This is a genomic window from Promicromonospora sp. NPDC050249, from assembly GCF_040656015.1.
Classification (GTDB): domain Bacteria; phylum Actinomycetota; class Actinomycetes; order Actinomycetales; family Cellulomonadaceae; genus Promicromonospora.
Window position 1 is genome coordinate 1 of sequence record NZ_JBFAKY010000031.1, and the last position, 26,346, is coordinate 26,346.

Sequence of the window (26,346 nt, forward strand, 5' to 3'; positions counted from 1 at the left end):
CACTACGAGCCCGCGGTCCTCGCGGGCATGGCCGCGCACCGCGCGGAGGTCGAGGCCATCGTGACCAACCCGGAGCCGGCGACCGTCGAGAACACTCCGCTACGCGGCCCAGGTTGGCCAGTTCCGCGCGGTGGGCGTCCGTCGAGCCGAGCGACCTCCGGTGCGCGGCCAGGAGCGTCACCTCGGCGAGCTGCGCGGCGGGCAGGCCGATCCGCCGCCACGGGACGGCGACCAGGTCGGCGAGCGTGCCGAGCGCCGGACCCGCGCACTGCGAGACCTGCGCCGGAGGCAGCCCCGCCCAGAGCCCGGTCCCACGCTCCGTCGCGCGGGCCAGCAGCTCCCAGGCCCGTTCGTTCCAGCCGCCCGGACCGACGTCGGCCAGGTCGAGGCCCAGGGCGTCGGCGCCGGCGAGGACCACCGCCGGCACACCGACCCAGGTGCTGCCCAGGTGGACGACGGAGCGCGCGCCGGCGTCCCGCACGGCCGCGAGCACGGGCTCCAGGCCCTCGACGATCTCGGGCCCCGCCACTGCCCGCAGCCGCGAGAACCCGGAGAACGTCGGCAGCACGCCCGCGTGCACCTGGCCGAGCAGCGGCTCCGCGAGCTGCACGGTCACCTCTGCGCCAGGGACCTGGGCGACGATGTCGGCGACGAGCGTGCGCAGGCTCCCGGCGAGCGCGAGACCCAGGTCCACGCGGGCCCCGGTGTCCGCAAGGACGCGATCCCCGCGGGCCGACCAGAGCTGGGCCGCCAGCGTCCACGGCCCCAGCATCTCCACGGTCAGCGGGCCCGTGTGGCCGTGCGCCGCGATGGCGAGGGCTCCGAGGTCCTCGCGCCAGAACGTATCGGCCCGCCGCGCGTCGATCCCTGGCCTGTCGGTGAGCTTCCAGCCGTGCGGCCCCAGCTCGACGGGCATCTCGGCGAGCCGCACCGCCGTCCGCCCGAGGGGGTCGGCGCCCGGGCCACGCTGCTCCAGCTGCGTCAGGAACGGCAGCGCGTCGACGCCGGTCGGCAGCTCGGCGACCTCGCCGAGCGCCGTCTGCTGCGCCTCGAGCACATCGCGCTCGCCTCCGGGCCAGGGCCCGTGTCCGGTCACAGCGGTCATCAGCTCTCCTTGTTCAGATATGCAGGGCTCGCGGCGCCGGCTAGAGCGGGGCGGGAGCCCGCCAGGCTCGGGAGACGGTCGCCTGGCCCAGCACACGCGTGCCGCGGTACACGACCACCGACTGGCCCGGCGCGACACCCCGCAGGGGCGCCCCGGTCAGCTCGATCTCCATCGCCGGGGCCGGGTCCACCCCGTCCGCCGACGCCGGTCTCCCGCCTTCCGCGACGTCGTCACCATAAGCGCCACCGGCCGGGGCGGTTGACCGCACCCGCGCAGGGACGGGCGCGCCGTGCGCGCGGACCTGGACCTCGGCGGTGAACCAGCCGTCCGCGTCCGGGACGACGTCGGCGGGGGTCTCGGCAGCCTCGACCGACGACGCGGCCTCGGCGAGCGGCGCCGGGGCCAGGACGCCCTCGAACCACAGGGCCTTCTCCCCCGCGATCCGGTCCACGCTCAGCAGCTCGGCAGGTCCCACCACCACGGTGTTCGTCGCGGGCTGCACGTCGACGACGTACCGCGCCTTGCCGTCCGCGGCGGGCCGCCCGAGCCCGAGCCCCTTACGCTGCCCGACGGTGAACGAGTAGGCGCCGTCGTGCTCCCCCACGACCTCGCCGTCGGTGTCGACGACGGAGCCCGGACGCGAGCCCAGGCGGGACTGCAGGAAGCCGCGGGTGTCGCCGTCGGCGACGAAGCAGATGTCGTAGGAGTCGGGCTTGGCGGAGACCGACAGGCCGCGCTTCGCGGCCTCGGCGCGCACCTCGTCCTTGGACGCGAAGCCGCCCAGCGGGAACATCGCGCGGGCGAGCCGCTCAGGCCCGGCGACCGCCAGCACGTACGACTGGTCCTTGGCGTCGTTCGGCGAGCGGTGCAGCTCGCGCACGGTGCGCAGCCCGCCGTCGGGCAGGGCGACCTCGCGGGTCACGATCTGCGCGTAGTGGCCCGTCGCGACGGCGTCGAACCCGAGGGCCGTCGCCTTGTCGAGCAGTGCCTCGAACTTGATGTGCTCGTTGCAGCGCACGCACGGGTTGGGGGTGCGGCCGGCCTCGTACTCCGACAGGAAGTCGGCCACGACGGTGTCCTCGAACCGCTCGGACAGGTCCCACACGTAGTACGGGATGCCGAGCACGTCGGCCGCGCGGCGGGCGTCGCCGGCGTCCTCGATGGAGCAGCACCCGCGCGAACCGGTCCGGAACTGGTCCCGGTTCCGGGACAGCGCCATGTGCACGCCCACGACGTCGTGCCCCGCCTCGACCGCGAGCGCCGCGGCGACCGCGGAGTCCACGCCGCCCGACATGGCCGCGAGCACCCTCATCACATGCCTCCGATCGAACGGCCGGACACCAGTCCGGCGGCCTGTGCCCGGGCGACCACGTGGGGCAGCGCGGCGGCGAGCCGGTCGACGTCGGACTCGGTGGACGTGGCGCCGAGCGTGAACCGCAGGGCGCCGCGGGCCTCCGCCTCGGGGACGCCCATGGCGAGCAGCACGTGCGACGGCTGTGGCACTCCCGCCTGGCAGGCCGAACCGGTGGACGCCTGCACCCCTGCCGAGTCCAGCAGGTAGAGCAGGGAGTCGCCCTCGGCGCCGGGGAAGGTGAAGTGCGCGTTGCCGGGCAGCCGGTCGCCCGACGTCGGCTCGGGGCCGCGCAGCACCGCGGAGGGTGCCGCGACGCGGACACGGGCGACGAGGTCGTCGCGCAGGGCGGACAGCCGGGCGGCACGCTGCGGCAGGCACTCGACAGCGTGTCGCGCGGCGACGCCGAAGGCCGCTATCGATGCGGTGTCGAGCGTCCCGGAGCGCACGCCGCGCTCCTGGCCGCCTCCGTGCAGCACCGCGTCGAGGGCCAGGTCGCGCTTCGCGAGCAGCGCCCCGACGCCGACGGGGCCGCCCAGCTTGTGGCCGCTGACGGTCATGGCGTCCACGCCGGAGTCGATGAAGGACACCTCCGCCTGGCCCACGGCCTGAACGGCGTCGGTGTGCACCGGGATGCCGTACGGGCGGGCGGCGCGCACAACGTCGCGGATCGGCTGCAGCGTGCCCACCTCGTTGTTCGCCCACATGACGCTGATCAGTGCCGTCTCCTCGGCGTGGGCGGCGAGCTCGGCGCGCAGGGCGTCGAGGTCGAGCCGGCCCTCGCCGTCGACGGGCAGGAGCACTATCTCGGCGCCGGCGTGGCCGGCCAGCCAGAACGCCGGGTCGAGCACCGCGTGGTGCTCGACGGCGGAGACGAGGATCCGGCAGCGGCGCGTGTCCTGCGCACGGCGTCCCCAGAAGATGCCCTTGATCGCCAGGTTGTCCGACTCGGTGCCGCCCGACGTGAAGATGACCTCGCTCGGCCGGGCGCCCAGGGACTTCGCGAGCGTCTCGCGCGCCTCCTCGACGGCGCGCCGTGCCGTGCGCCCCGCGGAGTGCAGCGACGACGCGTTGCCGGTGCGCTGCGCCTCGGCCACGAACGCCGCGAGCGCCGCTGCCGACATGGGCGTGGTCGCGGCGTGGTCGAGGTATGCGCCGTCCGGCTCACGGGGCGGTTCGCCGTGCGCGCCGCTCGCCGTGAGCGGCGTGCGTGCGGGAACTGGAGGCGGGGTGGTCACGGTCATCAAGTCTACGAACGCCGCAGGGCCCGGATCGCATCCCGAGGTGTGACGCTGTGCGGACTCGTGCCTCGGACCGCCGAGGTAGAGCGTGCGTCCGGACACACGCTCTACCTCGGCGGTCAGGAGTAGGCGGTCAGCGCTTGCGGTAGACCTGGACGACCGTGGGGCGGGGACCGCGGAAGTCGCCGGCCTCCGGCGTGACGCCCTCGGCCACGTAGTCGGGGAAGAACGACTGGGGCGCCGCGTACGTCCCGTCCTCGCCCGGGTGCTGCACGTTGACGTAGACCATGCCGTCCCGCGAGTCGACGAGCGGGCCGCAGGTCTCAGCGCCGCGCGGCACCGAGAGGAACTGCTGCACGTGCCCGCGCTCGCGGCCCGCGACCGGCACCTTGAACAGGCCGTCGCACTTGGCGATGGCGTTGGAGCTCGGCGCACCGTCGGTCGAGATCCAGAGGTTGCCCTCGGCGTCGAACGCGAGGTTGTCCGGGCAGGAGATCGGCGAGACGCGCTCCTTCGGGTAACCCGAGAAGTACGTGCCCTCGACGGCGGGGTCGCCCGCGACGAGCAGCAGGTTCCACGTGAAGCGCGTGGAGGTCTGGTCGCCCGAGGGGATGATCTCGACGACGTGGCCGTCGCGGTTGCCGTTGTTGGTGACGCCGCCGACGACCTTGTGGGTGCGCGGGTTGGCCTCGGTGGCGCCCTCGACCGTGTTGGTCGGGGTGCGGCCGGAGTTGTTGGTGCACGCCACGTAGATGCGGCCCGTGACCGGGCTGATCTCGACGTCCTCCGGGCGGTCCATCTTGGTGGCGCCGACCTTGTCCGCGGCCATGCGCGTGTAGACGAGCACCTCCTCGACGGACATGCCGGGCACCTTGCTCCGGCCGTTCTGCACGAGGGGCAGCCACTCGCCGGTGCCGTCGAAGGCGCCGTCGGACGGGACCGCGCCCGAGCCGTCGATCTCGGCGGCCGGCGAGTCACCGGTGAACTTGGCGACGAACAGGTCGCCCTCCGAGAGCAGCGTCTTGTTGTGCTTGCGGGCCCAGCGGGAGTCGCCCTTGGCCACGCGGTCCTTGGAGACGAACTTGTAGACGTAGTCGAACGCCTGGTCGTCGCCCATGTACGCGACGGCGTGGCCGCGGTAGGACAGGGTGACGTTGGCACCTTCGTGCTTGAACCGGCCCATCGCGGTGTGCTTCACGGGCGCAGCGGACGGGTCGTGCGGGTCGAGCTCGACGATCCACCCGAAGCGGTTGGCCTCGTTCTCGAACCCGGCGCCGCCACCGAAGCGCGGGTCGTCGGCCTCCCAGCCGTAGCTGGTGGTCGAGCCGATGCCGTAGCGGGCGTCGGCGGCCGGGTTGACGCCGGCGGCCTTGAAGTAGCCGTTGAAGTTCTCCTCGCCCGACAGCACGGTGCCCCACGGCGTGGTGCCGCCTGCGCAGTTGTTCATCGTGCCGAGCACGCGCGTGCCCGTCGGGTCCGCGGACGTCTTGAGCAGGTCGGAGCCTGCGGCCGGCCCGTCGACGACGAACTCCGTGTCCAGGTGGATCCGGCGGTTGAACGGGCTGATCCGCTGGTAGGTCCAGGGCTTGCCCGGGGCCTTGCGGCGGACCTCGACGACCGCCATGCCGTGCGCGGCGCGCTCGATGGCACGGGCGTAGGCGTTCTTCGTCGTGGTGACGTTGCCTGCGGCGTCCTTCTCCCAGTACTTCTCCGTCGGCGGGAACATGATCGCCGCGTTGGTGTACTCCTGGTTCGACACGAGCAGGCCGCGGGTTCCGCGGCGCTCGTCGCCGACGTCGAACGGCAGGATGTCGAGGTAGTCGCAGTTGTAGCCGAACTGCTTGGCCTGCTGCTCCGGCGACTGGTTGTTCGGGTCGAACGTGCGCCCGCCCGGGAGGATCGGGTCACCCCAGCGGATGATCGGGTCCCAGGTGTAGCCATCGGGGACGACCAGCGCGTCGACGTCGACGGGCTGCGGGTCGATCGCGCCGAAGGCCAGGCCGCGGCCACCGTGGCCGGGGAAACGCCCCTCCGGGAGGGTCGCGGCGGCCGCGGACGGCGCGCCGACGCCCTGCGCACCGATCACCACGGCACCGGCGGCGACCGCCAGCGTGCCGAGCATCGCGCGGCGGGACAGCACCGAGCTCACGACGTCCTTGAAGTACTCGTTGGCGCTCTCGTTGGGAGCGGGGTGAAGGCACGCGTCGTTGCACTTGAGGCGGCACGTGACGGGGCTGCGCTTGCCGCGCGCGTGCGTCTGCACCGTCAGCAGCGTGCGGTGTTCAGGAGCGATCGTCATCGGAGGTTCTCCGGTCAGAGCTGGGGGGTAGGTCGTCGTCAACCTAGGAGCAGGCGGTGTCTCGCCCACCAAAGGTCCGGTACGTCCAGATGAACGGGACGTGTCCAGCAGGTGGGCTCACTTGAGGATGGCGCGGCTCGTGACGTCGCGCCACCCCTCGGCACGCAGCAGCTGCTCCGCGCCACGTGACCGCAGCCCGCGCTCGCACACCACGACCACCGGCCCGTCGAGGGGATGGTCCAGCAGCTCCGGCGGCAGGTTGCCGGCCGCCAGATCCTCCAGGCGGGCGAACACCGCACCGGGCACCGCACCCGGCCGCAGCCCGACGTCGAGCAGCAGCACCCCGGGCAGCTCGGGCAGCCAAGGGCTGTCGGACGTCGGCCCGGCGGGCTCGTGCTCCGGCTTCGCGGCCGACGTCGGCTCCGCGGACGCGACACCGCTCGGGGACGACGGCGGCGCGGCCAGCTCTATCGTGTCCCACGCCGAGGTGCGCGCGTCGTAGGCCAGCAGCCGGCCCAGCGCCGGATCTCCGGTGCTGGTCAGGACCTTGACGGCCTCGACCGCCATCGTCGAGCCCACCACGCCGCACGCAGGGCTCAGCACGCCCACCGTCGCGCACGACTCCCCCTCGGGCGGCTGCGGACCGAACACGTCGGGGTAGGTGATCGCCCTCCCGTCGGGTGCCGCCGACCAGAAGACGCTCACCTGCCCGTCCCAGCCCAGCACGGTGCCCCAGACGACGGGCAGGCCGAGGCTCGCCGCGGCGTCCGACACGGCGTAGCGCGTCTCGAACGTGTCAGAGCCGTCGACCACCAGGTGGTACCCGCCGAGGATCGTGGCGGCGTTGTCGCGGGTCAGCCGCTCGGAGTGCGCAACGACCTCCGCCGACGGCGCGAGCCCGCGCAGCGCGTCGGCGGCCGACGCCGTCTTGGCGCGTCCGACGTCGGCCACCGAGTGCAGTACCTGCCGCTGCAGGTTGGAGGCCTCGACGACGTCGTCGTCGACGATGCCGATGGTGCCCACCCCGGCCGCAGCGAGGTACTGCAGCACCGGGGACCCCAGTCCGCCGGCGCCCACCACCACCACGCGCGACGCGGCGAGGCGTTCCTGCGCGGCCAGCCCGAACCCGTCGAGCAGGAGGTGCCGCGCGACCCGGCGCCGTTCCGCGGGGGCGAGAGATCCCCTGCCGGGCTCGAGCTGCTCCATCCGCCCATTCCACCACGCCCCGTCGCCAACAACGATCGAGGTTGGGCCCATGGTTGCCCGCCTGCAACGATGAGCCACATGGTGCAGTCACGACGAGCAGAACCACAGCGGGCGCCGGGCGACCCGGCGCCCCGTCCGGTCGTCCGGCCCTTGATCCGGCCGACGGCCAGGCGCAGCCACGTCCCGCCGCTGGGCGTCTACGTCACGCCCGACGGCGGGATCGATGCGGCGGTCCTCGCGTCCCACGCCACCGCCGTCGACCTGTGCCTCATCGACGTGACCGACCCGGACCTGGACGAGCACGACCCCGCCCGGTACACCGAGCGCCGGGTCGAGATGGTGGGCCCGGTGTACGGCGTCTGGCACACGCACGTGCCCGACATCGCCCCCGGCCAGCGCTACGGCTTCCGCGTGTACGGGCCGTGGGAACCCGAGGCGGGGATGCGGCACAACCCGGCCAAGCTGCTCGTCGACCCGTACGCCCGCGGCTTCGCCGGCCGCCTGCGCTACGGTCCCGAGGTGGTGGGCTCCGTGTCCACGGAGCGCGAGCCGGGCTGGTGGCTCGGCGACCGCTACGGCGCGGCGGACGAGCGGGACTCGCTGGCGTACGTGCCGCACTCCGTCGTCGTCGCGCCGCTGCCGCCGCCCGCTCCCCTGTCGCGGCCGCGCGTGCCCTGGGCCGACACGGTGATCTACGAGGCGCACGTGCGTGGCCTGACCATGCTCCGCGAGGACATCCCGGCGGAGCTGCGCGGCACCTACGCGGGGGCCGCGCACCCGGCCGTCGTCGAGCACCTGCTGAGCCTTGGCGTCACGACGCTGGAGCTGCTGCCGATCCACAAGAGCCTCGCCGAGTCGCGTCTGGCGGCCCAGGACCAGCAGAACTACTGGGGCTACAACACCCTCGGCTTCTTCGCGCCCAACGCCGCCTACGCCACGCAGGCGGCGCAGGAACAGGGCGCTGAGGCGGTGCTCGACGAGGTGCGCGGCATGGTGCACCTGCTGCACGAGGCGGGTATCGAGGTGCTGCTCGACGTCGTCTACAACCACACGTGCGAGGGCGGCGACGACGACCTGCACGTGGCCTGGCGCGGCCTCGACAACCCCCTCTACTACCTGCACGACGGCGCCTCGCCCGCCGCCCTCGCCGACGTCACGGGCACAGGCAACTCGCTGGACTTCCGGCGGCCGCGCGTGATCCAGATGGCCCTGGACTCGCTGCGCTACTGGGCCGAGACCGTCGGCGTGGACGGGTACCGGTTCGACCTGGCGGTGACGCTCGGCCGGGGGACCGTAGGTTTCGACCCGGACCACCCGTTCCTGGTCGCCCTGCAGACCGACCCGGTGCTGTCCGGCCTCAAGCTCGTCGCGGAGCCCTGGGACGTCGGCCCCGGCGGCTGGCAGACCGGCTCGTTCCCGCCGCCCATGGCGGAGTGGAACGACCGGTTCCGCGACGCCGCGCGCGCCTTCTGGCTGGACGCGCCCAAGCAGGGCGTACGGGGGCAGGAGATGCTCGGACTGCGCGACCTGGCGACACGGCTGGCCGGGAGCGCCGACCTGTTCGGGCCGAGCGACCCGCCGCTGGTCCGCGGGCCCGTGGCGTCCGTGAACTACGTGACGGCGCACGACGGCTTCACGCTCGCCGACCTGGTGGCCTACAACTACAAGCACAACGAGGCCAACCGCGAGGACAACCGCGACGGCACGGACAACAACCTGTCGTGGAACCACGGGATCGAGGGGCACACGTCCACCGGCGACGACGCCACCACCGAACCGTGGCAGGCCATCGTGCCGCCGCGCCGCAGGTCGCAGCGGAACCTGCTGGGCACGCTCCTGCTCTCCGCCGGCACCCCCATGCTCACGGCCGGTGACGAGTTCGGCCGCAGCCAGGGCGGCAACAACAACGCGTACGTGCAGGACAACGAGGTCTCGTGGCTCCGCTGGGCGATGGACGACGCCGCGACCGACCTGCTCGAGACCACCCGGTACCTGCTACGGCTGCGACGGGAGCACCCTGCGCTGCGAGCCGACTCGTTCTTCCTGGGCTCGCCACGGCCGAACGAGTCCGACCCGGACCTGCTCTGGTTCGCCGCCGACGGTGTGCTGATGGAGCCCGCCACCTGGAACCAGACCTGCCGGCGTGTGCTGCAGATGCTGCGTCCGGGACCGGCGGCCGGTGACGCCGACGTGCTCCTGGTCATCAACGGCCACCTGGACGACGCCCACGTGACGCTGCCCCCGCGGGCCGACAGCGACAGCGCGCCCTGGCAGCTCGTCTGGGACTCCTCGTGGGACTTCCCCTTCGTCCCCGAGGACGAGGCGGGCCCGCGGACCTCGGTGACGCTGGACGCGCTCAGCCTCCAGGTGCTGCTCTCGCGGGGTGCGCCCCGCTAAGGTTCGCTCATGACTGACTCCGTCCACAACAACGACGTTGCCGCCCCGGTCGAGACCGACGTCATCGTCATCGGAGCGGGATTGTCGGGGCTGGTCACGGCGACCGAGCTGACGGCGGCGGGCAAGCGGGTCATCCTGCTCGACCAGGAGCCCGCCGCGTCGCTGGGCGGCCAGGCGTGGTGGTCGTTCGGCGGGCTGTTCCTCGTGGACTCCCCCGAGCAGCGCCGCCTCAAGGTGAAGGACTCGTTCGACCTCGCCTTCGCCGACTGGCTCGGCTCCGCCCAGTTCGCGCCGGGCGCCGAGCGCGGCGAGGGTCCGGACCGCTTCGGCTACAAGTGGGGCAAGGGGTTCGTCGAGTTCGCCGCCGGCGACATGCGGTCGTGGCTGCACGCCAAGGGCGTGCGCTGGTTCCCCGCGGTGCAGTGGGCGGAGCGGGGCGGATACCCTGCGGGCGGCCACGGCAACTCGGTGCCGCGCTTCCACGTCACCTGGGGCACCGGCCCCGCCGTCGTCGCGCCGTTCGTCGTCGCCGCGCGCGAGGCGAACCGGGCCGGGCTGCTGGACCTGCGCTTCCGGCACCGGGTCACGTCGCTGGTCACCACCGACGGCCGGGTCACGGGGGTGCGCGCCGAGATCCTTGCCGACGACGGCGTGGGCCGCGGCGAGCCCTCCAGCCGCACGGTGACCGGCGAGGTGGAGCTGACCGCGCGGGCCGTGGTCGTCGCGAGCGGCGGTATCGGTGCGAACCATGACCTGGCGCGCGCCCACTGGTCGGCGGACGCCGGCCGGCTGCCCACCCGGATGCTGTCGGGCGTCCCGGACTCCACCGACGGGCTCATGCTCGGCGTCGCTGCCGCCTCGGGCGCCACACTGGTGCACGAGGACCGCATGTGGCACTACCCCGAGGGCATAGCGAACCACTCTCCGGTCTGGTCCAAGCACGGCATCCGGATCCTGGCCGGTCCGTCCCCGCTGTGGCTCGACGCCGACGGCGGCCGCCTGCCCAGCCCGCTGTTCCCCGGCTTCGACGCCCTCGGCGCGCTGCAGCACGTGACCAACCGCGGGGACGACCACTCCTGGTTCGTGCTGAACAAGACGATCATGGAGAAGGAGTTCGCGCTGTCGGGCTCCGAGCAGAACCCTGACCTGACCGGCAAGTCCGTACCGCTGCTGCTCGAGCGCGTCCGCGGGAAGTCGGTGCCGGTGCGGACGTTCGCGGAGCAGTCGGAGGAGTTCCTCTGGGCGAGCACACCCGCAGAGCTCGCCGCGAAGATGAACGCCCTCACCGAGGCCACCGAAGGTTCGGCCGGGCACATCGACGCCGAGGAGCTGGCCGCCCTCATCACGGCCCGGGACGCGCAGGTCGCCTCGGGCCTCGGCAAGGACCCGCAGGTCGTGGCGACGTCGGCCGCACGGCACTTCATCGTGGACAAGGCCATCCGCGTGTCCCCGCCGCGGGCCATCACCGACCCCCAGGACGGGCCGCTGCTCGCCGTCCGCCTGACGGTGCTGACCCGCAAGACCCTTGGCGGCATCTGGTGCGACGAGACGGGCCGCGCCCTGACCTCGTCCGGGGACGTGCTGGAGGGGCTGTGGGCGGTCGGCGAGGCCGCGGGCTTCGGCGGCGGCGGCTCGCACGGGCACCGCGCGCTGGAGGGCACGTTCCTGGGCGGCTGCCTCTTCACGGGCCGGACGACGGGCCGGGCCCTGGCGGCGGCACTGTAGAACCCCGCCACCGGCTCCTGCTACTACTGGAGGAGCGCCTTGCCGTCCTCCAGGCGGAGCACCACCGCACCCGCCGCGCACCGCGCCACCAGCTCCGCCGGCCAGTCGCCCGTCAGCGGGACCACCTCGGCGTCCGAACCGACGCCGGTGCGGGGGACCCCGTCACCCGGACGCAGGCCGGTCACGCGCTGCCCGCCCGGGCGGCCGATCAGCTCGCGCACCGGGTCGGGGCGGTCGAAGAACCAGTGCGTCGGCGCGTTGGACTCGAGCTCGTCCGCGAGCCGTTCGAGGTCCCGGGCCGCGAGCCGCAGCACCGGGGCCACCCAGGCGGCGTTCTCGGTGACCATCGCCTCGGTGCGGCGCGGGTCGGTGAACCCGACCCGGGTCCCGTCCCGGAACGAGCCGGCCGCGAGCCCCAGGGCCAGGTCCCGCACCGGGGCGCCGGACACCGCCCCGAGCAGCTGGTTGGCCAGCACGTGCGGAACGTGCGACACGAGGGCGGCCGCCTCGTCGTGCAGGTCGTCGGTGAGCACGGCGGCCGTCCCGCCGAGCGGGCCGGTCACCAGCCGCAGCACCCGTTCCAGCCGGACGGGGTCGGTCGCGGCCACGCCGGCCTCGGCCGCCGCGCACGTCACCGCCCACGGGATGCCCTGCATCAGCTCCACCGAGGAGGCATCAAACCCGCTCCGCTCCGTCCCCGACATTGGGTGCGCGCCGACGTACCGGCCGGCCAGACCGGCGTCCGCCACCGCCTCCCGCACCGGCGCCTTCACCGAGCCGACGTCGGTCACTGTCGGGTCCCAGCCCGGCTCGCCCGCCAGCGCCTCGGCGAGCTCCCCCGCGACCGCGCGCATGGCGCGCAGCGGCGCGGCGAGCACCACGATCTCCGGGCGGTGCAGGGCGAGCCCCGCGACGTCGTCCACCACCGGGAGGCCCGCCGCGCGGGCCTCCTCGTTCGACGCCGGGTCGGTCGCGACGACCGGCACCCCCGCCGCCTGCAGCGCCTTGGCCAGGGAGCCGCCGATCAGTCCCAGGCCGACTATCCCCACCGGGCCGTGCTGAGCCCCGGAGCCGCTCACCACAGCAGCCCACGTTCACGCGCCTGGTCGGAGTCCTTCGCCGAGATCGAGCCGACCGGGACGTGGTCCGGGTCGAGCACGCCGTCGAGCGCCCGGAAGCCGGCGCCCGCCGGGAACAGGCCGAGCGTCTTGAGGGAGTCGCCGGCGGCGAGCAGGTCGCTCACCACCTCGCGGGCGCCCTGGTCCCACGGCGCCTCGTCGAACGTCACGACGAAGACGTACTTGCTCTCCTGTGCCTTGAGCGGCCGCGTGATCAGGCTCGACATGTTCACGCCCCGGTCCCCGAACGCCGCGGTGATCCGCGCGAGCACGCCTGGGCCGGTCACCGCAGGGGTGATGGCCAGCATCGTCTTCCAGGCCGTCGCGCCCGCCGCACGGGATCGCGCCAGGTGCGCGTCGGCCGCGCTACGCCGGGTCAGGACCAAGAACCGGGTGCGGCCGCCGCGGAAGTCCTCGACCGCCTTCGCGTACGTCTCCAGCCCGTAGAGCTCGCCGCAGATCGTGGGCCCGAGCGCGATGGTGCCCGGTCCGGCATCGCGGCATGCCGCCGCGTTGGACGACGCCGGCGCGGTCGCCAGGCCGGTGCTCGTGACGAAGCCGGCGCACTGCGCCAGGCCGTGCGGGTGCGCGGAGACCTCGGTCAGCTCGCCGTGACCAGGGCGCACGAACGCGTCGAACGACACGTCGAGCGCCACCTCGTCCACGGCCACGACGTCCGGGCTGGACAGCAGCGCGTCCAGCGAGGGCACCACGTAGCCCTCGACCGACGACTCGATGGCGACGACGCCGACGTCGGCCCGCCCGTCGGCCACGGCGTCGTGCACGCTCTTGACGGTGGCCAGCGGCTCGACGGTCACGTCGCCCGTCGAACCGCCTGCCGCGGCGTGCAGGCCCGCCCACTCCAGCGCCGCCTGGTGCGTGAACGTGCCCTCAGGGCCCAGGTACGCGGCCCGGGTGCCGCGGTCGGTGCCTGCCACCGTCATGCCCACCGTCATGCCCACCGTGGCGTCAGCGCGTCCGGCCCCGGCACGAACGACTCGCCGGGCAGGACCGCGAGGGTGCGGTGTGCGACGCCCCGCTCGGTGAGCGCGGCGACCAGGTCGCTCAGCACGTCCGACGTCGGGCAGGAGAACGACGTGAAGAACACGTGCGGCCCCGCCGACGACGGCTGGCTGCGCAGGTGGTCCAGGTCGAGGCCGGCGTCGGCGACGAGCGCGAGCGTCGGCTGCAGGGAACCGAGGTGGTCGTCGGCCGGCCCGAACGCGAGCCATACCTGCGCAGGGTCGGTGAACTCAGGCCAGTCGCCACGGGACTCCAGGAGCCCGTACCAGACGGGTCCGCCCTCGGCGAGCGCAGCACTGTCGGGCAGCTCGGCGAAGCCCGCCGGGACCCGGGACCGCTCGATCACCAGCGACCCGCCCTCACCCGCGAGGGCTATCCGCTCCTCGACCGTCGTGCGCGTCGGCACGAGGCGCGGGCTGGCGCCGAGGCTCCGCAGGACGCTCGCGCAGTCCCGCATCCCTGCCTCGTCGACCACCACCTGGCCCACGGTCGAGCCCGCGCCGACCCACACCCACTGGCCGGGCACGGCTACCGCACCCGTCACGATGAGCGACGGCGCACCCTCCAGGAGGGCACGCTCGAGGCCTGGCGCGGGGTGCTCCGGGTGTCCCAGGTGCACCACCGCCGCCAGTGCCTCGATGCCGGCCACCGTGGCGAGCGTGTCCGCCGTGGTGCCGAGGTCCAGCAGTTCGACCGGGTCGTTCCAGCCCGCCATCTGCGCGGCAAGCACCGCGTGCGCGGGAGACTCCCGCTCGCTACGTCCAAGCATGTGCGAAACCTACCGCCGGTGAGCCGTCCAAGCCCTACCGGAGGGCACTACCGGCTGGTCACAGGCGCTAGTCACAGACCACCGGGTTGTCCGGGTTGTACGTGTGGTTGAAGGAGTTCTCCTTGGCCAGCTTGTCGCCCAGGTAGACCTTGCGGGTGATGCCGATCGAGAAGCCGGCCTCGCCGCCCGGGTACGGCTTGCAGTCGGCCGACGAGTCGTGGATCACCGACGTGGGCACGATGTTCGTCTTGCCGGTGCTGCCCGGCTCGACCCGGTAGTGCTTCGTGCTCCAGATCCTGACCCAGAGCTCGCCGCCCGCCACATAGGACTGGAGCACCGCTCCGTAGGGCGTGTCGTTGGTGAACTTCATGTCCTTGGCGCCCACGTAGATCGTGGCCTCGCGCCCCGGTGGGTAGCGGGGGAACCAGAAGGAGTGCGCGTGGTGCTCCACGTCCTCGTAGCCGGCGAAGAACCCGGCGTTGAAGGTCGTCGTCGCCATCTGCGAGAGCCCGCCGCCCACCGCCTCGACGTGCTCGCCGTTCTCGACGACGCCCGCGTCGAAGTAGCCGTTCTCCAGCGTGATCGGCGCCAGGGCGTCGAGCAGGGAGAACGTCTCCCCCGGCTTCACGAGGTTGCCGGTGATCATCTCGGCGCCGCGCACCAGGTTCTGCGTGCGTACGGGTTCGTTCGTCAGCGGCGTGTGGAACTCCGAGATCACTTCCTTGACCCCGAGGGCCTTCAGGGAGTCGACCGTCTCCTTCGGGTCCTGCTCGACCAGCTCGACGGACGTCTCGCGGTCGTCGCTCGTCGCGGCGGTCCGCACGGCCTTGCCCGCGTGGGCGGGATCGAGGGTGGTACCCGTCTTGCCCCCGACGACCGTCGGCTTGCCGCCGGCGAACTCGAAGTGGGCGTCGGACGGGACCTCCAGCAGGTCGTCGGTACCGTCGACGACTGCCGCGACGGTCGCCTCCTGGTCGATGATGGTGACCAGCTTGCCGTCGCGCTGCTCGAACCGGAACAGCCCAGCCAGCACGGCTGGCGACAGGACCGGCGACTGCCCGCCGACGGACACCGTGACCGGCGCCGAGACGACCTTCTGCGCGATGGCGAGGCTCTCGTCGGTCTCCTGCTGCGTGATCGTCGGCTCGACCGGTTCGACCGGCAGGTCGTAGGGGCCCTCCTGGAGGATCCACCGCTCCTGGATGATGCGCGAGGTCTCGCTCGCGACGATCCGCGAGCCCTCCTTCGGATCCGTCTTGACCGCCTGTCCGTCGACGAAAGAGACGGTGCCGTCCACGGGCTCGACGGCGAGCGACTCCTCGAGACCGGCCACCGCGGCGTCGAACTTCTTCTGGTCGATGGCCAGGACGAGCGCCTCGTCCGAGCCGCCGAACATGTGCTCCCACATCCGCACCGGGCTCAGCGAGAACTCGGTGAGCTCGGCCGCCGTCGCCTCCGCGTCGATGGCGAGTCCGCTCGGCTCAGGGGAGAGCTGGGCCTTGCCCTCGCCCGCGGTGAGCTCGATCGGCTCCTTGGCCCGCGGGGCGAGCTGCTCGGTGATCGCGGCTGCGGCCTGGGTCTGCGTCATACCGCCGACGTCGACACCGGCCACCGTGGTCTCGCGCGGCGTCTTGTCGCTCACACCCCACGCAATGAAGGCGTAGACCGCGAACAGCAGGACGACGACCAGCACGGAGATCAGCGCGATCTTCGGGCCGCGGCTCGGGGCACCGTCTCCGGCGAGCCCGAAGAACTCACCCTGACCGGACGCGCCCGGGCCGCCCGGCCCGACAGGACCGAACGGTCCGCCGGGGCCGCCCGGCCCGGCGGGGCCCTGCGGCCCGCCTGGCTCCTGTGCGGAGGCGGACGGCGACGCCGCGTCCGGACGCACCGGTGCCCAGCGGGTGCCGGCCAGCGGACGGGACACGCGCTGGATAGCACCGGTCAGCGGCTTCAGGAAGGAGTTCTGCTCGGGTGCCGCCGGCGGGACCGCGCCAGGCGGAACAGCACCAGGAGGCGGCGCGACCGTCCCCGGCTGCGGGCTGGCCGAACGCGGCGGGAGCGACGGCGGAGCTGCCGCCGTGGCCGGAGCGGTGGCCGCCGGCGTGGCCGGGGTGGCTGCGGGCGGAGCGGCGGCACTCGCGGCTGCGCCGGCAGCGGCTCCTGCGGCAGCAGCAGCGCCTGCTGCTGCTCCGGCGGACGCCGCGCCGGGTGCCGCGGTGTGCGGGGCCTGCTCTGCGGGCGCTGCCTTGCCGGGCGCACCCGTCCTGGGCGCGGCCTCGTCAGCCGTCGCCGGGTCAGGTGTGGCGTCCCGGTCGGCCGAGCGCGCCGCGCCGGCTGACGAGTCCGCCGTGGAGGCGTCCACCGGAGCGGGACCGGTACGGGCGGGGTGTGCGGGAGCAGGAGCCGCGGGTGTCGCGGCAGCCGCGCCGGCGGGAGCCGGCCTGGTCGCCGCGGCGCCGGCCGCGGCCGCCGTCGCTCCTGCTGCGCCCGCCGCGCCGGCTGCGACGCCGAATGCCGCCGCCGCGGGCCGCGGGGCATCGGCGGCCGGTGTAGCGGGGACCGGTCCGACGGTCCCGGTCCTTGCCTCGTTAGATGCCCTGCCCCCGTCTGTCGCCGCGCGAGCCTGGCCCACGGACGCGGCGGGTTCGGCCGGCTCGGCAGGCGTCTGCGGCGGGACGGCCACACTGTCGGCGCTGTTCGCCCCGGGCGCCGTCTTGGGCGGACGGTCGAACGCGAAGACGCGTGGCGTGTAGCCGCTCCGCGGCGTCGCGGCCGCCTTCGTGGGCGGCGTCTCCAGCTTCTCCACGACTGTCTGCAGCACTGCTACCGGCACGGGGTCGACGGCGACCGGCGTGACCGGTGCGCTCTCGGTCGAGGACGCGCTCGAAGCGGATCCGCTCACCGGCGCGGGCTTGCTCGGAACGTCAGGCTTGCTCGGAGCCTTGGGCTCGACGGGTGCCGCGGCGGCAGGCTCGGCCGGAGCCTTGGACGCGCTGGGCGCCGCGACCTCGGGTCCGGTCGGAGTCTTGGGCTCGCTCGGAGTCCTGGGCTCGCTCGAGACCGCGACCTCGGGCTTGCTCGGAGCTGTGGGCTCGCTCGGAGCCGCGGCCTCAGGCTTGCTCGGAGCGTCAGGCTCGCGCGGAACCACACCCGCGGGCTTGTTCGGAGCCACCGGCTCGCTCGGAACGTCACGCGCAGGCGTGCCGGGAGCGACAGGCTCGCTCGCCGGTCCGGACGCGGGCTCACCAGGCTCCGCCGTGTTCGAGGACACGGGCGGGACCGGCGCGTCGGACGCGCCGGGAGCCTCAGGCCCGCTCGGCGTCACGGGCGGGGCGGGCACGTCGGGTCCGCTCGGGGTGCCGGCCGGCACCCCGGCGTCCGCTCCGGGACCCCTGGGGGCGCTCTCGGGTGCCGCAGGCGATGCTGCGGGCGGCACGGCGGGCGGGCGCGGGGCCTCGGGGGCCTCGGACTGCTCCGGAGGGGTCACGGGCTGGGCCTTCTCTGGGGATCTGGGGGCCGGCTGCGCGGTCGATCGACCGGCCGGTACTGAGGTTTGCGCTGCCCCGGGGTCGCTCGGCCGTATGGGGGGCTTGGCAGCCTGCCTCGGCACGCTGCCAGGGCGCGTCCGGGACAAGCGGGGAGGTGTCACCGGGGCGGGTTGCGTCCCGGTGTTCTCGTCTGACGTCGGCTCGAGCGGTTCGTCACGCTCGGTCGGCTGGCCCATCGGCACGCTCCGTGCAACTACCCGGGACGCGGGCTCTCCGCGTCCCTCAAGGGCGCACCTGGCCTGCGGCGAATCCGCTGGACGGGGCCGCCCTGCCGGGCATCCTATCCAGCGGGAATCCCGCCAGAGGCCGCGTACCGGACGCCCCGAGGTGGAGGTTGTGTATCAATCCTGACCACCATCCTGAACCAGCCTGCGAAGGACCGCAGGCGTCAGGCAGCAGGCCGATCCCGGCGTGCCGGAACATCAGCGAACCACGAGGACGGCAGGAACGCGACGACCGCGAGGACCGCCACCCCCGAGTAGGACCAGACCATGCCGAGCACCCCTGCCGGGACCACGACGTCGCCCCCGGAACCCGGAAGTGACAGGGCCTGCACCATGGCGACCCAGCCCACGCCGAATCCCAGCAGTGTGCCGTAACCGGCCCAGGCGCGCGCGAGCACGCCCGCCGCGGCGGTCAGAGCCAGCGCGAGAGCCAGCCCGAGGTACCACGACTCGTCGCCGAACCGGTGCACCACGGTCCCGAGGCCGCCCATGACCACGCCGAGCAGCACGGCGAGCAGGGTGCGCACGATCGTTCGTCCGAGGTGACGTCCGGGTGAGTTCACCCAGCCATTGTCCAGCATTCACCTGGGAGGAGACTGCGAATGTGCGACACTCCGGCGGGTGAATACGCTTCAGGCACAGACTCAGCTCATCGTTCGACAGCGCATCCGGCTCATGGTCAACCAGTACGAGGTGCACGGCGCGCGCCCCGACGGCTCCGAGGGCGAGCTCTACGCGTTCGCGCAGCAGAAGCGCATGGCCTTCCGCGAGCAGGTGACGCTCTACACCGACGACACCAAGCGGGAACCGGTGCTCGGCTTCAAGGCGCGCCAGATGATGGACCTCGGCGCCACCTACGACGTCGTCGACGGCGGCGGCAACCCGGTCGGCTCGTTCCGCAAGGACTTCGCCAAGTCGCTGCTCCGCACCACCTGGCACGTCGAGCAGCCCGGGTTCGGCACGGCCACCGGGTCCGAGCGCAGCATGGCGGTCGCCATCATCCGCCGCCTCGTCGAGGCGGCCTGGCTGCCGTACCACTTCGACTTCCTGGTCGACGGCCGGCCCGCGTTCACCGTGGAGAAGAAGTGGGGTCTGCGTGACCGCTACGTCGTCAGCATCCAGGACCCGAACATCGACCGTCGGCTCGTGACCGCCATGGCGATCGGTCTGGACGCCCTCCAGGAGCGCTGATCTGTCGGCGGTCACCCGGGTGACGAGAAACTGCTGACCAGATAGGTCTCCGTGGTCAGGATCGGTGCGAGCACGTTGTTGGACAGGGCGTACCACCCGGCGACCGGCCCTTCCGGCGGCGCCAGTGCGGTCGCATGCTGCACCTGCGAGGCATGCGCCCGCATGCCCTCGATCACCCGCCCGACCACCGGCCGGACGTCCAGCCGCGCGATCCGGCCCGCGCGAGTGATCGGCAGGACGTCAGGTGTTCGGTACCCCGGGGTGCCGAACACCTGACGTCCCGCCGACCGCGTGTCCAGGCCCTGCTTGGCGTACGGCGGCAGATCCTCGTCCGGGTCCGCGAACGCGAGTCCCTCGGCAGCGGCGAGCGTGATCGCCTCCGGCAGGGCCGCGAGCGTCGCCCGTGCCTCGCGCAGCTCGGCCGCGGGTACGACGGCCTGCCACAGCTCGACGTCCGCCCAGGACTCGTCCCACTGTCCGACGCCGAGGTGCGGCAGGCTCTCTCCCGCCGACGCGCCTCCGCCGTCGGGCCGCCAGGCCGGGTCCGCCGCGAGCTCGAGCGCGCGGACCGTCACCTGGTGCGCGCGTACGTGGTCAGGGTGCCCGTACCCGCCCCCGGGCTCGTAGGTGGCGACGACGGCGGGGCGCCGTGCGCGGACGAGGGCCGCGAGCCGGCCGGCGGACTCGTCGAGCGGGACCCGCGCGAACGCCGTCGGCGGGGAGTCCGGTGCCGGACCAGCGACGCCGGGCGCGACCCAGGTCATGCCGGAGTCCTCGTACCGCACCTCGGCCGGAGGTCCGGATGCGCGGACGTCCCCGGTGGCGGGCAGGCCGGAGAGCGGCAGGGTGTCCAGGAAGGCGTGCTCGACGGCGCCGTCGGCTCCCCCACCCAGCCGCCACAGCGCGGCGGCCAGCTCGGTCTCGCGGTAGGCGCCGAGCGCGGGTCCGTCGCCCTCGAGGCCGGCACGGCCCTCCGACGTCGTACCCGGGAGGGCGATCACCTCACCACGTTCCCCGCGCGTGCAGGTCACCACGCACACGGGCAGCCCGGCCTCCGCGAAGGTGGCGAGCAGGCCGCCGGTGGACAGCGTCTCGTCGTCGGGATGCGCGTGCACGGCCAGCACCCCGCCGGAGGTCGCCCCGCCGGAAAAAACACTGAGTGCTGGAGATCTGCCCTCTGAACGAACGTTCACGGGCGAATCTCCAGCACTCAGCGGGAGAGGTTGGTCAGGCTCGCTTGGCGCGGGCCGTCGCGCGGGCGCGGTCCGTCGCGTTGAGCAGCACCTTGCGGATGCGGACGACCTCAGGCGTCACCTCGACGCACTCGTCCTCCTGCGCGAACTCGAGGGACTCCTCGAGCGTGAGCTTGCGCGGCGGGATGAGGTTCTCGAAGTTGTCGGCGCTGGCGGAGCGCATGTTCGTCAGCTTCTTCTCCTTGGTGATGTTGACGTCCATGTCCTCGTTGCGCGAGTTCTCGCCGACGATCATGCCCTCGTACACCTCCTGCGTGGGCTCCACGAAGAAGGAGCCGCGCTCCTGCAGGTTGATCATGGCGAACGGCGTGACCTTGCCGGCGCGGTCGGAGACGAGCGAGCCGGTCATGCGCGACTCGATCGGACCGTGCCAGGGCTCGTAGCCGTCACCGATCGACGCGGCGATACCGGTACCGCGGGTGTCGGTGAGGAACTGCGTGCGGAAGCCGATGAGGCCACGCGCCGGGACCATGAACTCCATGCGGACCCAGCCGGTGCCGTGGTTCGTCATGGTCTCCATGCGGCCCTTGCGCTGCGCCAGGAGCTGCGTGACGGCGCCGAGGTACTCCTCGGGGACGTCGATGGTCATGCGCTCCATCGGCTCGTGGACCTTGCCGTCGATGATCTTGGTGACGACCTGCGGCTTGCCGACCGTGAGCTCGAAGCCCTCGCGACGCATCTGCTCGACGAGGATGGCCAGGGCCAGCTCGCCACGGCCCTGCACCTCCCAGGCGTCGGGACGCTCGGTCGGGAGGACCTTGAGCGAGACGTTACCGACGAGCTCGGCGTCGAGACGGTCCTTCACCTGGCGGGCGGTGACCTTGTGGCCCTTGCCGCCCTTGCCCGCGAGCGGGCCGGTGTTGATACCGATGGTCATCGAGATCGCCGGGTCGTCGACCGTGATGAGCGGCAGCGGCCGCGGGTCGTCGACGTCCGTCAGGGTCTCGCCGATCATGATGTCCGCGATGCCGGCAACGGCGACGATCTCGCCGGGGCCTGCCTTGTCGGTCGGCACGCGGTCGAGAGCCTTGGTCTCGAGCAGCTCGGTGATCTTCACGGTCTGGAGCGAGCCGTCGTGCCGGGCCCACGCGACGTTCTGGCCCTTGACCAGGGTGCCGTTGTGGATGCGCAGCAGCGCGAGACGGCCGAGGAACGGCGACGCGTCAAGGTTGGTGACGTGCGCCTGCAGCGGCATGTCCTCCTCGTACGTCGGGGCCGGGGTCTTCTCGAGGATGGTCGCGAACAGCGGCTCCAGGTCCTCGCTGGAGGGCAGGCCGCCGTCGGCGGGCTGCTCGGTGGAGGCGCGCCCTGCCTTCGCCGACGCGTACACGACGGGGACGTCGAGGATGGCGTCGAGGTCGAGGTCCTCGACCTCGTCGGACAGGTCGCTGGCCAGGCCGAGCAGCAGGTCGGTGGTCTCGGCGACGACCTCGGTGATGCGTGCGTCCGGGCGGTCGACCTTGTTCACCACGACGATGACGGGCAGCTTCGCGGCCAGCGCCTTGCGCAGGACGAACCGGGTCTGGGGCAGCGGGCCCTCGGACGCGTCGACGAGCAGCACGACGCCGTCGACCATCGACAGGCCGCGCTCGACCTCACCGCCGAAGTCGGCGTGGCCGGGGGTGTCGATCACGTTGATGGTGATGCCGTCGGGCTCACCGTTCGCCGCGGCCGCCGGGCCGGAGTACCGGATGGCGGTGTTCTTGGCGAGGATCGTGATGCCCTTCTCGCGCTCCAGGTCACCCGAGTCCATCACGCGGTCCTCGAGGTGCTGGCGGGCGCCGAAGGATCCGGACTGCCGCAGCATGGCGTCCACGAGCGTGGTCTTGCCATGGTCGACGTGGGCCACGATCGCGACGTTTCGAAGGTCGGAACGGGTCGCACGGACCGAGGTCGGCGCGGTTGCAGGCACGGTCACGAAGCACTCATTTCCAGAAGGGAGGTCAGGGGCGCGGACTCTGGCCCGAAGCGGACCGGTCTCGCAGCACCACCCATCCTACCCGCGAATCGAAATCACCAGGTGTCGACCGTGTCACTGTCCGGTGAATACACGCGCCTGGTCCGCGAAGTAGAGCGCCTGTCCGAGTCGCCCCTGATGTCGCCAGGGAGACTCGGACAGGCGCTCTACTTCGCGGACGTGCTTCGGGTCAGCCGCCGATCTCCAGGCTTGCGCCCGGGATGGCCGCCAGCAGGTCCCGCGTGTACTCCTGCTGCGGGTTGTCGAACACCTCGTCGGTGGTCGCGTGCTCCACGATGCTGCCGTCCTTCATCACAGCGACGAGGTCCGCGATCTGCCGCACGACCGCGAGGTCGTGCGTGATGAACAGGTACGACAGCCCCAGCTCGGCCTGCAGGTCGTTGAGCAGCGTCAGGATCTGCGCCTGGACCAGCACGTCGAGCGCCGAGACCGCCTCGTCGAGCACGAGCACCTCGGGCTTGAGCGCCAGCGCACGCGCGATCGCGATGCGCTGCCGCTGGCCGCCCGAGAGCTCGTTCGGGAACCGGCGCATGGTCGCCTGCGGCAGCGAGACCATGTCCAGCAGCTCGCGGACGCGGGCCTCGCGGGACTTGCGGTCGCCCACCCGGTGCAGAGCGAGCGGCTCCTCGATCGACCGGAACACCGAGTACGTCGGGTCCAGCGACCCGTACGGGTTCTGGAACACCGGCTGCACCCGACGGCGCAGCGCGAACTGCTCCTTCGCCGACATCTTGGCGACGTCCTTGCCGTCGAACATGACGGTGCCCGACGTCGGTTCGAGCAGCCCCAGCACCATGTTGGCCGCCGTGGACTTGCCGGAGCCCGACTCGCCCACCAGCGCGAGCGTGTGCCCCTTCGGCAGCGCGAAGTTGACGCTGTCGACCGCCGTGAAGTCGGTGTGGGAACCCGGCCGGGAACCACGAATGTGGAACACCTTGGTCAGGTCCTTCGCCACGACGACGTCGGGGGCCGATGCCTCCACCTCGTCCGCGTGCTCGGCGAGCAGGTCCTCCGCCTCCGCGCCACGCTCGTGCGCAGACTGGATGCGGCGCGAGGCCAGCGACGGGGCCGAGGCCACGAGCCGCTTGGTGTACTCGTGCTGCGGGTCCTTGAGGATCTGCACCGCGGGGCCGGACTCCACGATCTTGCCCTTGTACATCACGATGAGGTGCTCGGCTCGCTCCGCGGCCAGGCCCAGGTCGTGCGTGATGAACAGGACGGCGGTGCCGAGCTCTGCGGTCAGGCCCTCCAGGTGGTCCAGGATCTTCTTCTGGACCGTGACGTCGAGAGCGGACGTCGGCTCGTCGGCGATGAGCAGCTTCGGCCGTGAGGCGAGGCCGATCGCGATGAGCGCGCGCTGGCGCATGCCGCCGGAGAACTCGTGCGGGAACTGGCGGGCACGCCGAGCGGCGTCGGGCAGGCCTGCCTCGCCGAGCAGCTCTGCGACGCGCGCTGTGCGCTCCGCCTTGCTGCCCTGGAAGCCGTTGGCGACCAGCGCCTCGTCGATCTGCGTACCGATACGCCACACCGGGTTCAGGTTCGACATCGGGTCCTGGGGTACCAGGCCGATCTCACGCCCGCGCAGGTCCTCCGTCTGCTTGCGCTTCAGGCCGACGAGCTCGCGCCCGCCGAACGAGATGGACCCGCCGGTCACCTTGCCGGTGCCGGGCAGCAGGTCGATGATCGCGTGCGCGGTGGTCGACTTGCCGGAGCCCGACTCGCCGACGATCGCCACGGACTGCCCGGGGTAGACCGTGAGGTTCACGCCGCGCACGGCGTCGACGGTACCGGTCGCCGTGGTGAAGGAGATCTGCAGGTCGCGGATCTCCAGCAGCGGGGTGCTGTCGTCACGTTTCTCGGCGGGCACCGGGGCGTCCTCGGTGGATCCGTCGGTGAGGGTGATCGTGGTGGTCATCGCTTCCTCGCCTTCGGGTCGAGGGCGTCGCGCACCACGTCGCCCAGCATGATGAAGCCGAGCACCGTGAAGGCGAGCGCCGCGGCCGGGTAGAACATGATGTCCGGGTTGGTGCGGATCGAGGCACGCCCGTTCGACAGGTCACCGCCCCAGGAGACGGTGGACGGGTCGAGCCCGATACCGAGGAACGTCAGCGTGGCCTCGGCCACGATGAACGTACCGAGTGCGACCGTGGAGTACACGATGATCGGCGCGGCCGAGTTGGGCAGCACGTGCTTCCAGAGGATGGCGCCACGACTCATGCCGAGCGCCTTGGACGCCGTCACGAACTCGTTGTTCTTCACGCTCAGGACCGCGCCACGCGTGATCCGGGCGATGGTGGTCCAGCCGAAGGAGGCCAGCACCAGGGCCACCGCCAACGGGCTGCGGGTCGGCACGATGCTGAGGATCACGATCGCGGCGAGCACGAACGGCACGGCGAAGAAGATGTCCGTGATGCGCGACAGGATCGTGTCGGTCCAGCCGCCGTAGTAGCCGGCGATGGCGCCGATCGCGGTACCGAGGATCACGACGAAGGCCGTGGTGAGCAGGCCCACCAGCACCGACGCGCGAGCCCCGTACAGCGTCCGGGTGTAGATGTCGCAGCCGATCTTGTCGGTGCCGAAGAGGTGCTCGCTCGACGGCGGCAGCAACGAGTCCGCGAGGACGCATCCGGAGCGCGGCAGCAGATTCGTGAACGCACCGGGGGCGATCGAGACCACGACGACCACCAGGATCATCAGGGCAGAGATCCAGAACAGTGGGCGGTGGCTCATGTCCCGCCAGGCGTCGCGCCACATGCTCGACGGCGTCTCGTCGACCGAGACGGCGTCGACGACGCCCACCTTGACGTCCTCGGGTGCGGCCACGAAGTGGCCCTGGCCCGGACGCGGGGCCTTGTCGTAGCGGTTCTCAGGCATAACGGATCCTCGGGTCCAGGACGGCGTACAGCAGGTCCACGAGCAGGTTGGCGACGATATAGACGAGCACGATCACGGTCGACATCGTCACGATCGTGACCGCCTCGCCCTGCGAGATCGCCTTGAAGAGCGTGCCGCCGACACCGTTGATGTTGAAGATGCCCTCGGTGACGATCGAACCCGTCATCAGGTTGCCCAGGTCGACGCCGATGAAGGTGACGACGGGGATGAGCGAGTTGCGCAGCACGTGCCGGGTCGTCACCTTGTCGCGGGGCAGGCCCTTGGCGCGCGCCGTGCGGACGAAGTCGGCGGTGACGTTCTCGATCACCGACGTACGGGTCAGGCGCAGGATCTGGGCGAACGAGGTCGTCGCGAGCACCACGGCAGGCATCAGCAGACTGATGAAGTCGGGATCTCGGCCCGCGGTGACGGGCAGCCAGTCGAGGCGGACGCCGACGACGATCTGCAGGACGAGTCCGGTGACGAACGTCGGCAGCGCGATGAGCAGGAGGCTCAGCACCAGCACGGTGGAGTCGAAGAACTTGCCCTTGCGCATGCCGGCGAAGAGGCCGAAGCCGATGCCGAAGATCGTCTCGATGGCGAGCGCCATGATGGCGAGCTGGAAGGTGATGGGCAGGGCATCCGCGACCACCTCGGCCACCGGACGACCGGTGAAGGTGTTACCGAGGTCGAAGGTGAAGATGCCCTTCAGGTAGTACAGGTACTGCACGATGAACGGCTGGTCGAGGTGGAACTGGGCGCGGATCTGCTGCTGCACGGCTTCGGGCAGCCCACGCTCACCGCCCAGGCCGGCCACGGGGTCACCAGGGCGCAAGAACACCAGCGCGTAGAGCAGCAGGGTGGCGCCGAGAAACACAGGGATCACCTGCAGCAGCCGGCGTCCGAGATACCAGAGCATCGAAATTCTCCTTGAGCGGTTTCAGCGAACCATTGTTCCGGACAGCTCCCCGGACGGTGCGCCGCAGCACAGTGGAAGGCGGGGTACGCGTAGCACGTACCCCGCCTCACCTGGAGCGTAGC

18 protein-coding genes are annotated in these 26,346 nt (G+C 72.3%); 3 read left to right on the forward strand and 15 right to left on the reverse strand.

All coding sequences use genetic code 11. From position 1 onward, the window contains the following. The 5 genes from AB0I32_RS21490 to AB0I32_RS21510 all read right to left on the reverse strand — a co-directional run. A partial coding sequence (locus tag AB0I32_RS21490; protein WP_357509714.1) for a hypothetical protein occupies positions 1 to 1,105 on the reverse strand: 1,105 nt, incomplete at its 3' end. A gap of 40 nt (positions 1,106 to 1,145) precedes the next feature. Further along, positions 1,146 to 2,417 carry a tRNA 2-thiouridine(34) synthase MnmA gene (mnmA, locus tag AB0I32_RS21495; RefSeq protein ID WP_357509716.1) on the reverse strand — a complete coding sequence of 424 codons (1,272 nt, stop codon included), beginning with the start codon at positions 2,415 to 2,417 and terminating at the stop codon, positions 1,146 to 1,148. Next, positions 2,417 to 3,700, reverse strand: a complete 1,284-nt coding sequence (locus tag AB0I32_RS21500) for a cysteine desulfurase family protein (RefSeq protein ID WP_357509718.1) — start codon at positions 3,698 to 3,700, stop codon at positions 2,417 to 2,419. Before AB0I32_RS21500 ends, mnmA begins: the two co-directional genes overlap by 1 nt. Positions 3,701 to 3,830: 130 nt before the next feature. Beyond that, positions 3,831 to 5,996 (reverse strand): PhoX family phosphatase, encoded by a 2,166-nt coding sequence (locus AB0I32_RS21505; protein WP_357509720.1) that lies wholly within the window; start codon positions 5,994 to 5,996, stop codon positions 3,831 to 3,833. A 117-nt stretch (positions 5,997 to 6,113) separates the two neighbouring features. Next, the gene (locus AB0I32_RS21510; RefSeq protein ID WP_357509722.1) at positions 6,114 to 7,202 is read right to left on the reverse strand and encodes a HesA/MoeB/ThiF family protein; all 1,089 of its coding nucleotides are present in this window, start codon (positions 7,200 to 7,202) and stop codon (positions 6,114 to 6,116) included. A 78-nt stretch (positions 7,203 to 7,280) separates the two neighbouring features. Between AB0I32_RS21510 and glgX the strand changes: the two genes are divergently transcribed. Together glgX and AB0I32_RS21520 are read left to right on the forward strand one after the other, a co-directional pair. Beyond that, positions 7,281 to 9,599: a glycogen debranching protein GlgX gene (gene glgX, locus AB0I32_RS21515; protein WP_357509724.1), complete on the forward strand. Its 2,319-nt coding sequence runs from the start codon at positions 7,281 to 7,283 to the stop codon at positions 9,597 to 9,599. A gap of 9 nt (positions 9,600 to 9,608) precedes the next feature. Beyond that, a complete protein-coding gene (locus AB0I32_RS21520) occupies positions 9,609 to 11,324 on the forward strand; it encodes an FAD-binding dehydrogenase (RefSeq protein ID WP_357509726.1) in 1,716 nt (571 codons plus the stop codon). 23 nt (positions 11,325 to 11,347) lie between these two features. On the opposite strand, the gene AB0I32_RS21525 is transcribed toward AB0I32_RS21520, so the two are convergent. The 5 genes from AB0I32_RS21525 to AB0I32_RS21545 all read right to left on the reverse strand — a co-directional run bounded on the left by AB0I32_RS21525 (position 11,348) and on the right by AB0I32_RS21545 (position 18,572). Beyond that, complete coding sequence (locus tag AB0I32_RS21525; protein ID WP_357509728.1) at positions 11,348 to 12,403, reverse strand: prephenate dehydrogenase/arogenate dehydrogenase family protein; 1,056 nt, start codon at positions 12,401 to 12,403, stop codon at positions 11,348 to 11,350. Beyond that, on the reverse strand, positions 12,400 to 13,398 hold the full coding sequence (locus AB0I32_RS21530; RefSeq protein WP_357509730.1) for a prephenate dehydratase domain-containing protein: 999 nt from the start codon (positions 13,396 to 13,398) through the stop codon (positions 12,400 to 12,402). Before AB0I32_RS21530 ends, AB0I32_RS21525 begins: the two co-directional genes overlap by 4 nt. Next, positions 13,395 to 14,234 (reverse strand): hypothetical protein, encoded by an 840-nt coding sequence (locus tag AB0I32_RS21535; protein WP_357509732.1) that lies wholly within the window; start codon positions 14,232 to 14,234, stop codon positions 13,395 to 13,397. The genes AB0I32_RS21530 and AB0I32_RS21535 overlap by 4 nt, the downstream gene beginning before the upstream one ends. A 67-nt stretch (positions 14,235 to 14,301) precedes the next feature. Next, the gene (locus AB0I32_RS21540) at positions 14,302 to 17,724 is read right to left on the reverse strand and encodes a VanW family protein (protein WP_357509734.1); all 3,423 of its coding nucleotides are present in this window, start codon (positions 17,722 to 17,724) and stop codon (positions 14,302 to 14,304) included. A 449-nt stretch (positions 17,725 to 18,173) separates the two neighbouring features. Beyond that, positions 18,174 to 18,572, reverse strand: a complete 399-nt coding sequence (locus AB0I32_RS21545; RefSeq protein ID WP_357509735.1) for a hypothetical protein — start codon at positions 18,570 to 18,572, stop codon at positions 18,174 to 18,176. 58 nt (positions 18,573 to 18,630) lie between these two features. Between AB0I32_RS21545 and AB0I32_RS21550 the strand changes: the two genes are divergently transcribed. Next, entirely contained in the window at positions 18,631 to 19,200 is a 570-nt protein-coding gene (locus tag AB0I32_RS21550; protein WP_357509737.1) for a hypothetical protein, read from the forward strand. A gap of 11 nt (positions 19,201 to 19,211) precedes the next feature. Here the strand turns inward: AB0I32_RS21550 and AB0I32_RS21555 are convergent, their stop codons facing one another. From AB0I32_RS21555 to AB0I32_RS21575, 5 genes are all read right to left on the reverse strand, one after another. After that, entirely contained in the window at positions 19,212 to 20,393 is a 1,182-nt protein-coding gene (locus tag AB0I32_RS21555; protein WP_357509739.1) for a PIG-L family deacetylase, read from the reverse strand. A 34-nt stretch (positions 20,394 to 20,427) separates the two neighbouring features. After that, complete coding sequence (gene typA / locus AB0I32_RS21560) at positions 20,428 to 22,365, reverse strand: translational GTPase TypA (RefSeq protein ID WP_357509790.1); 1,938 nt, start codon at positions 22,363 to 22,365, stop codon at positions 20,428 to 20,430. A gap of 235 nt (positions 22,366 to 22,600) precedes the next feature. Continuing rightward, complete coding sequence (locus AB0I32_RS21565; protein WP_357509741.1) at positions 22,601 to 24,346, reverse strand: ABC transporter ATP-binding protein; 1,746 nt, start codon at positions 24,344 to 24,346, stop codon at positions 22,601 to 22,603. Then, positions 24,343 to 25,305 (reverse strand): ABC transporter permease, encoded by a 963-nt coding sequence (locus AB0I32_RS21570; RefSeq protein WP_357509743.1) that lies wholly within the window; start codon positions 25,303 to 25,305, stop codon positions 24,343 to 24,345. The genes AB0I32_RS21565 and AB0I32_RS21570 overlap by 4 nt, the downstream gene beginning before the upstream one ends. Continuing rightward, positions 25,298 to 26,224, reverse strand: a complete 927-nt coding sequence (locus AB0I32_RS21575; RefSeq protein WP_357509745.1) for an ABC transporter permease — start codon at positions 26,222 to 26,224, stop codon at positions 25,298 to 25,300. Before AB0I32_RS21575 ends, AB0I32_RS21570 begins: the two co-directional genes overlap by 8 nt. Between the last annotated feature and the right edge of the window lie 122 nt (positions 26,225 to 26,346).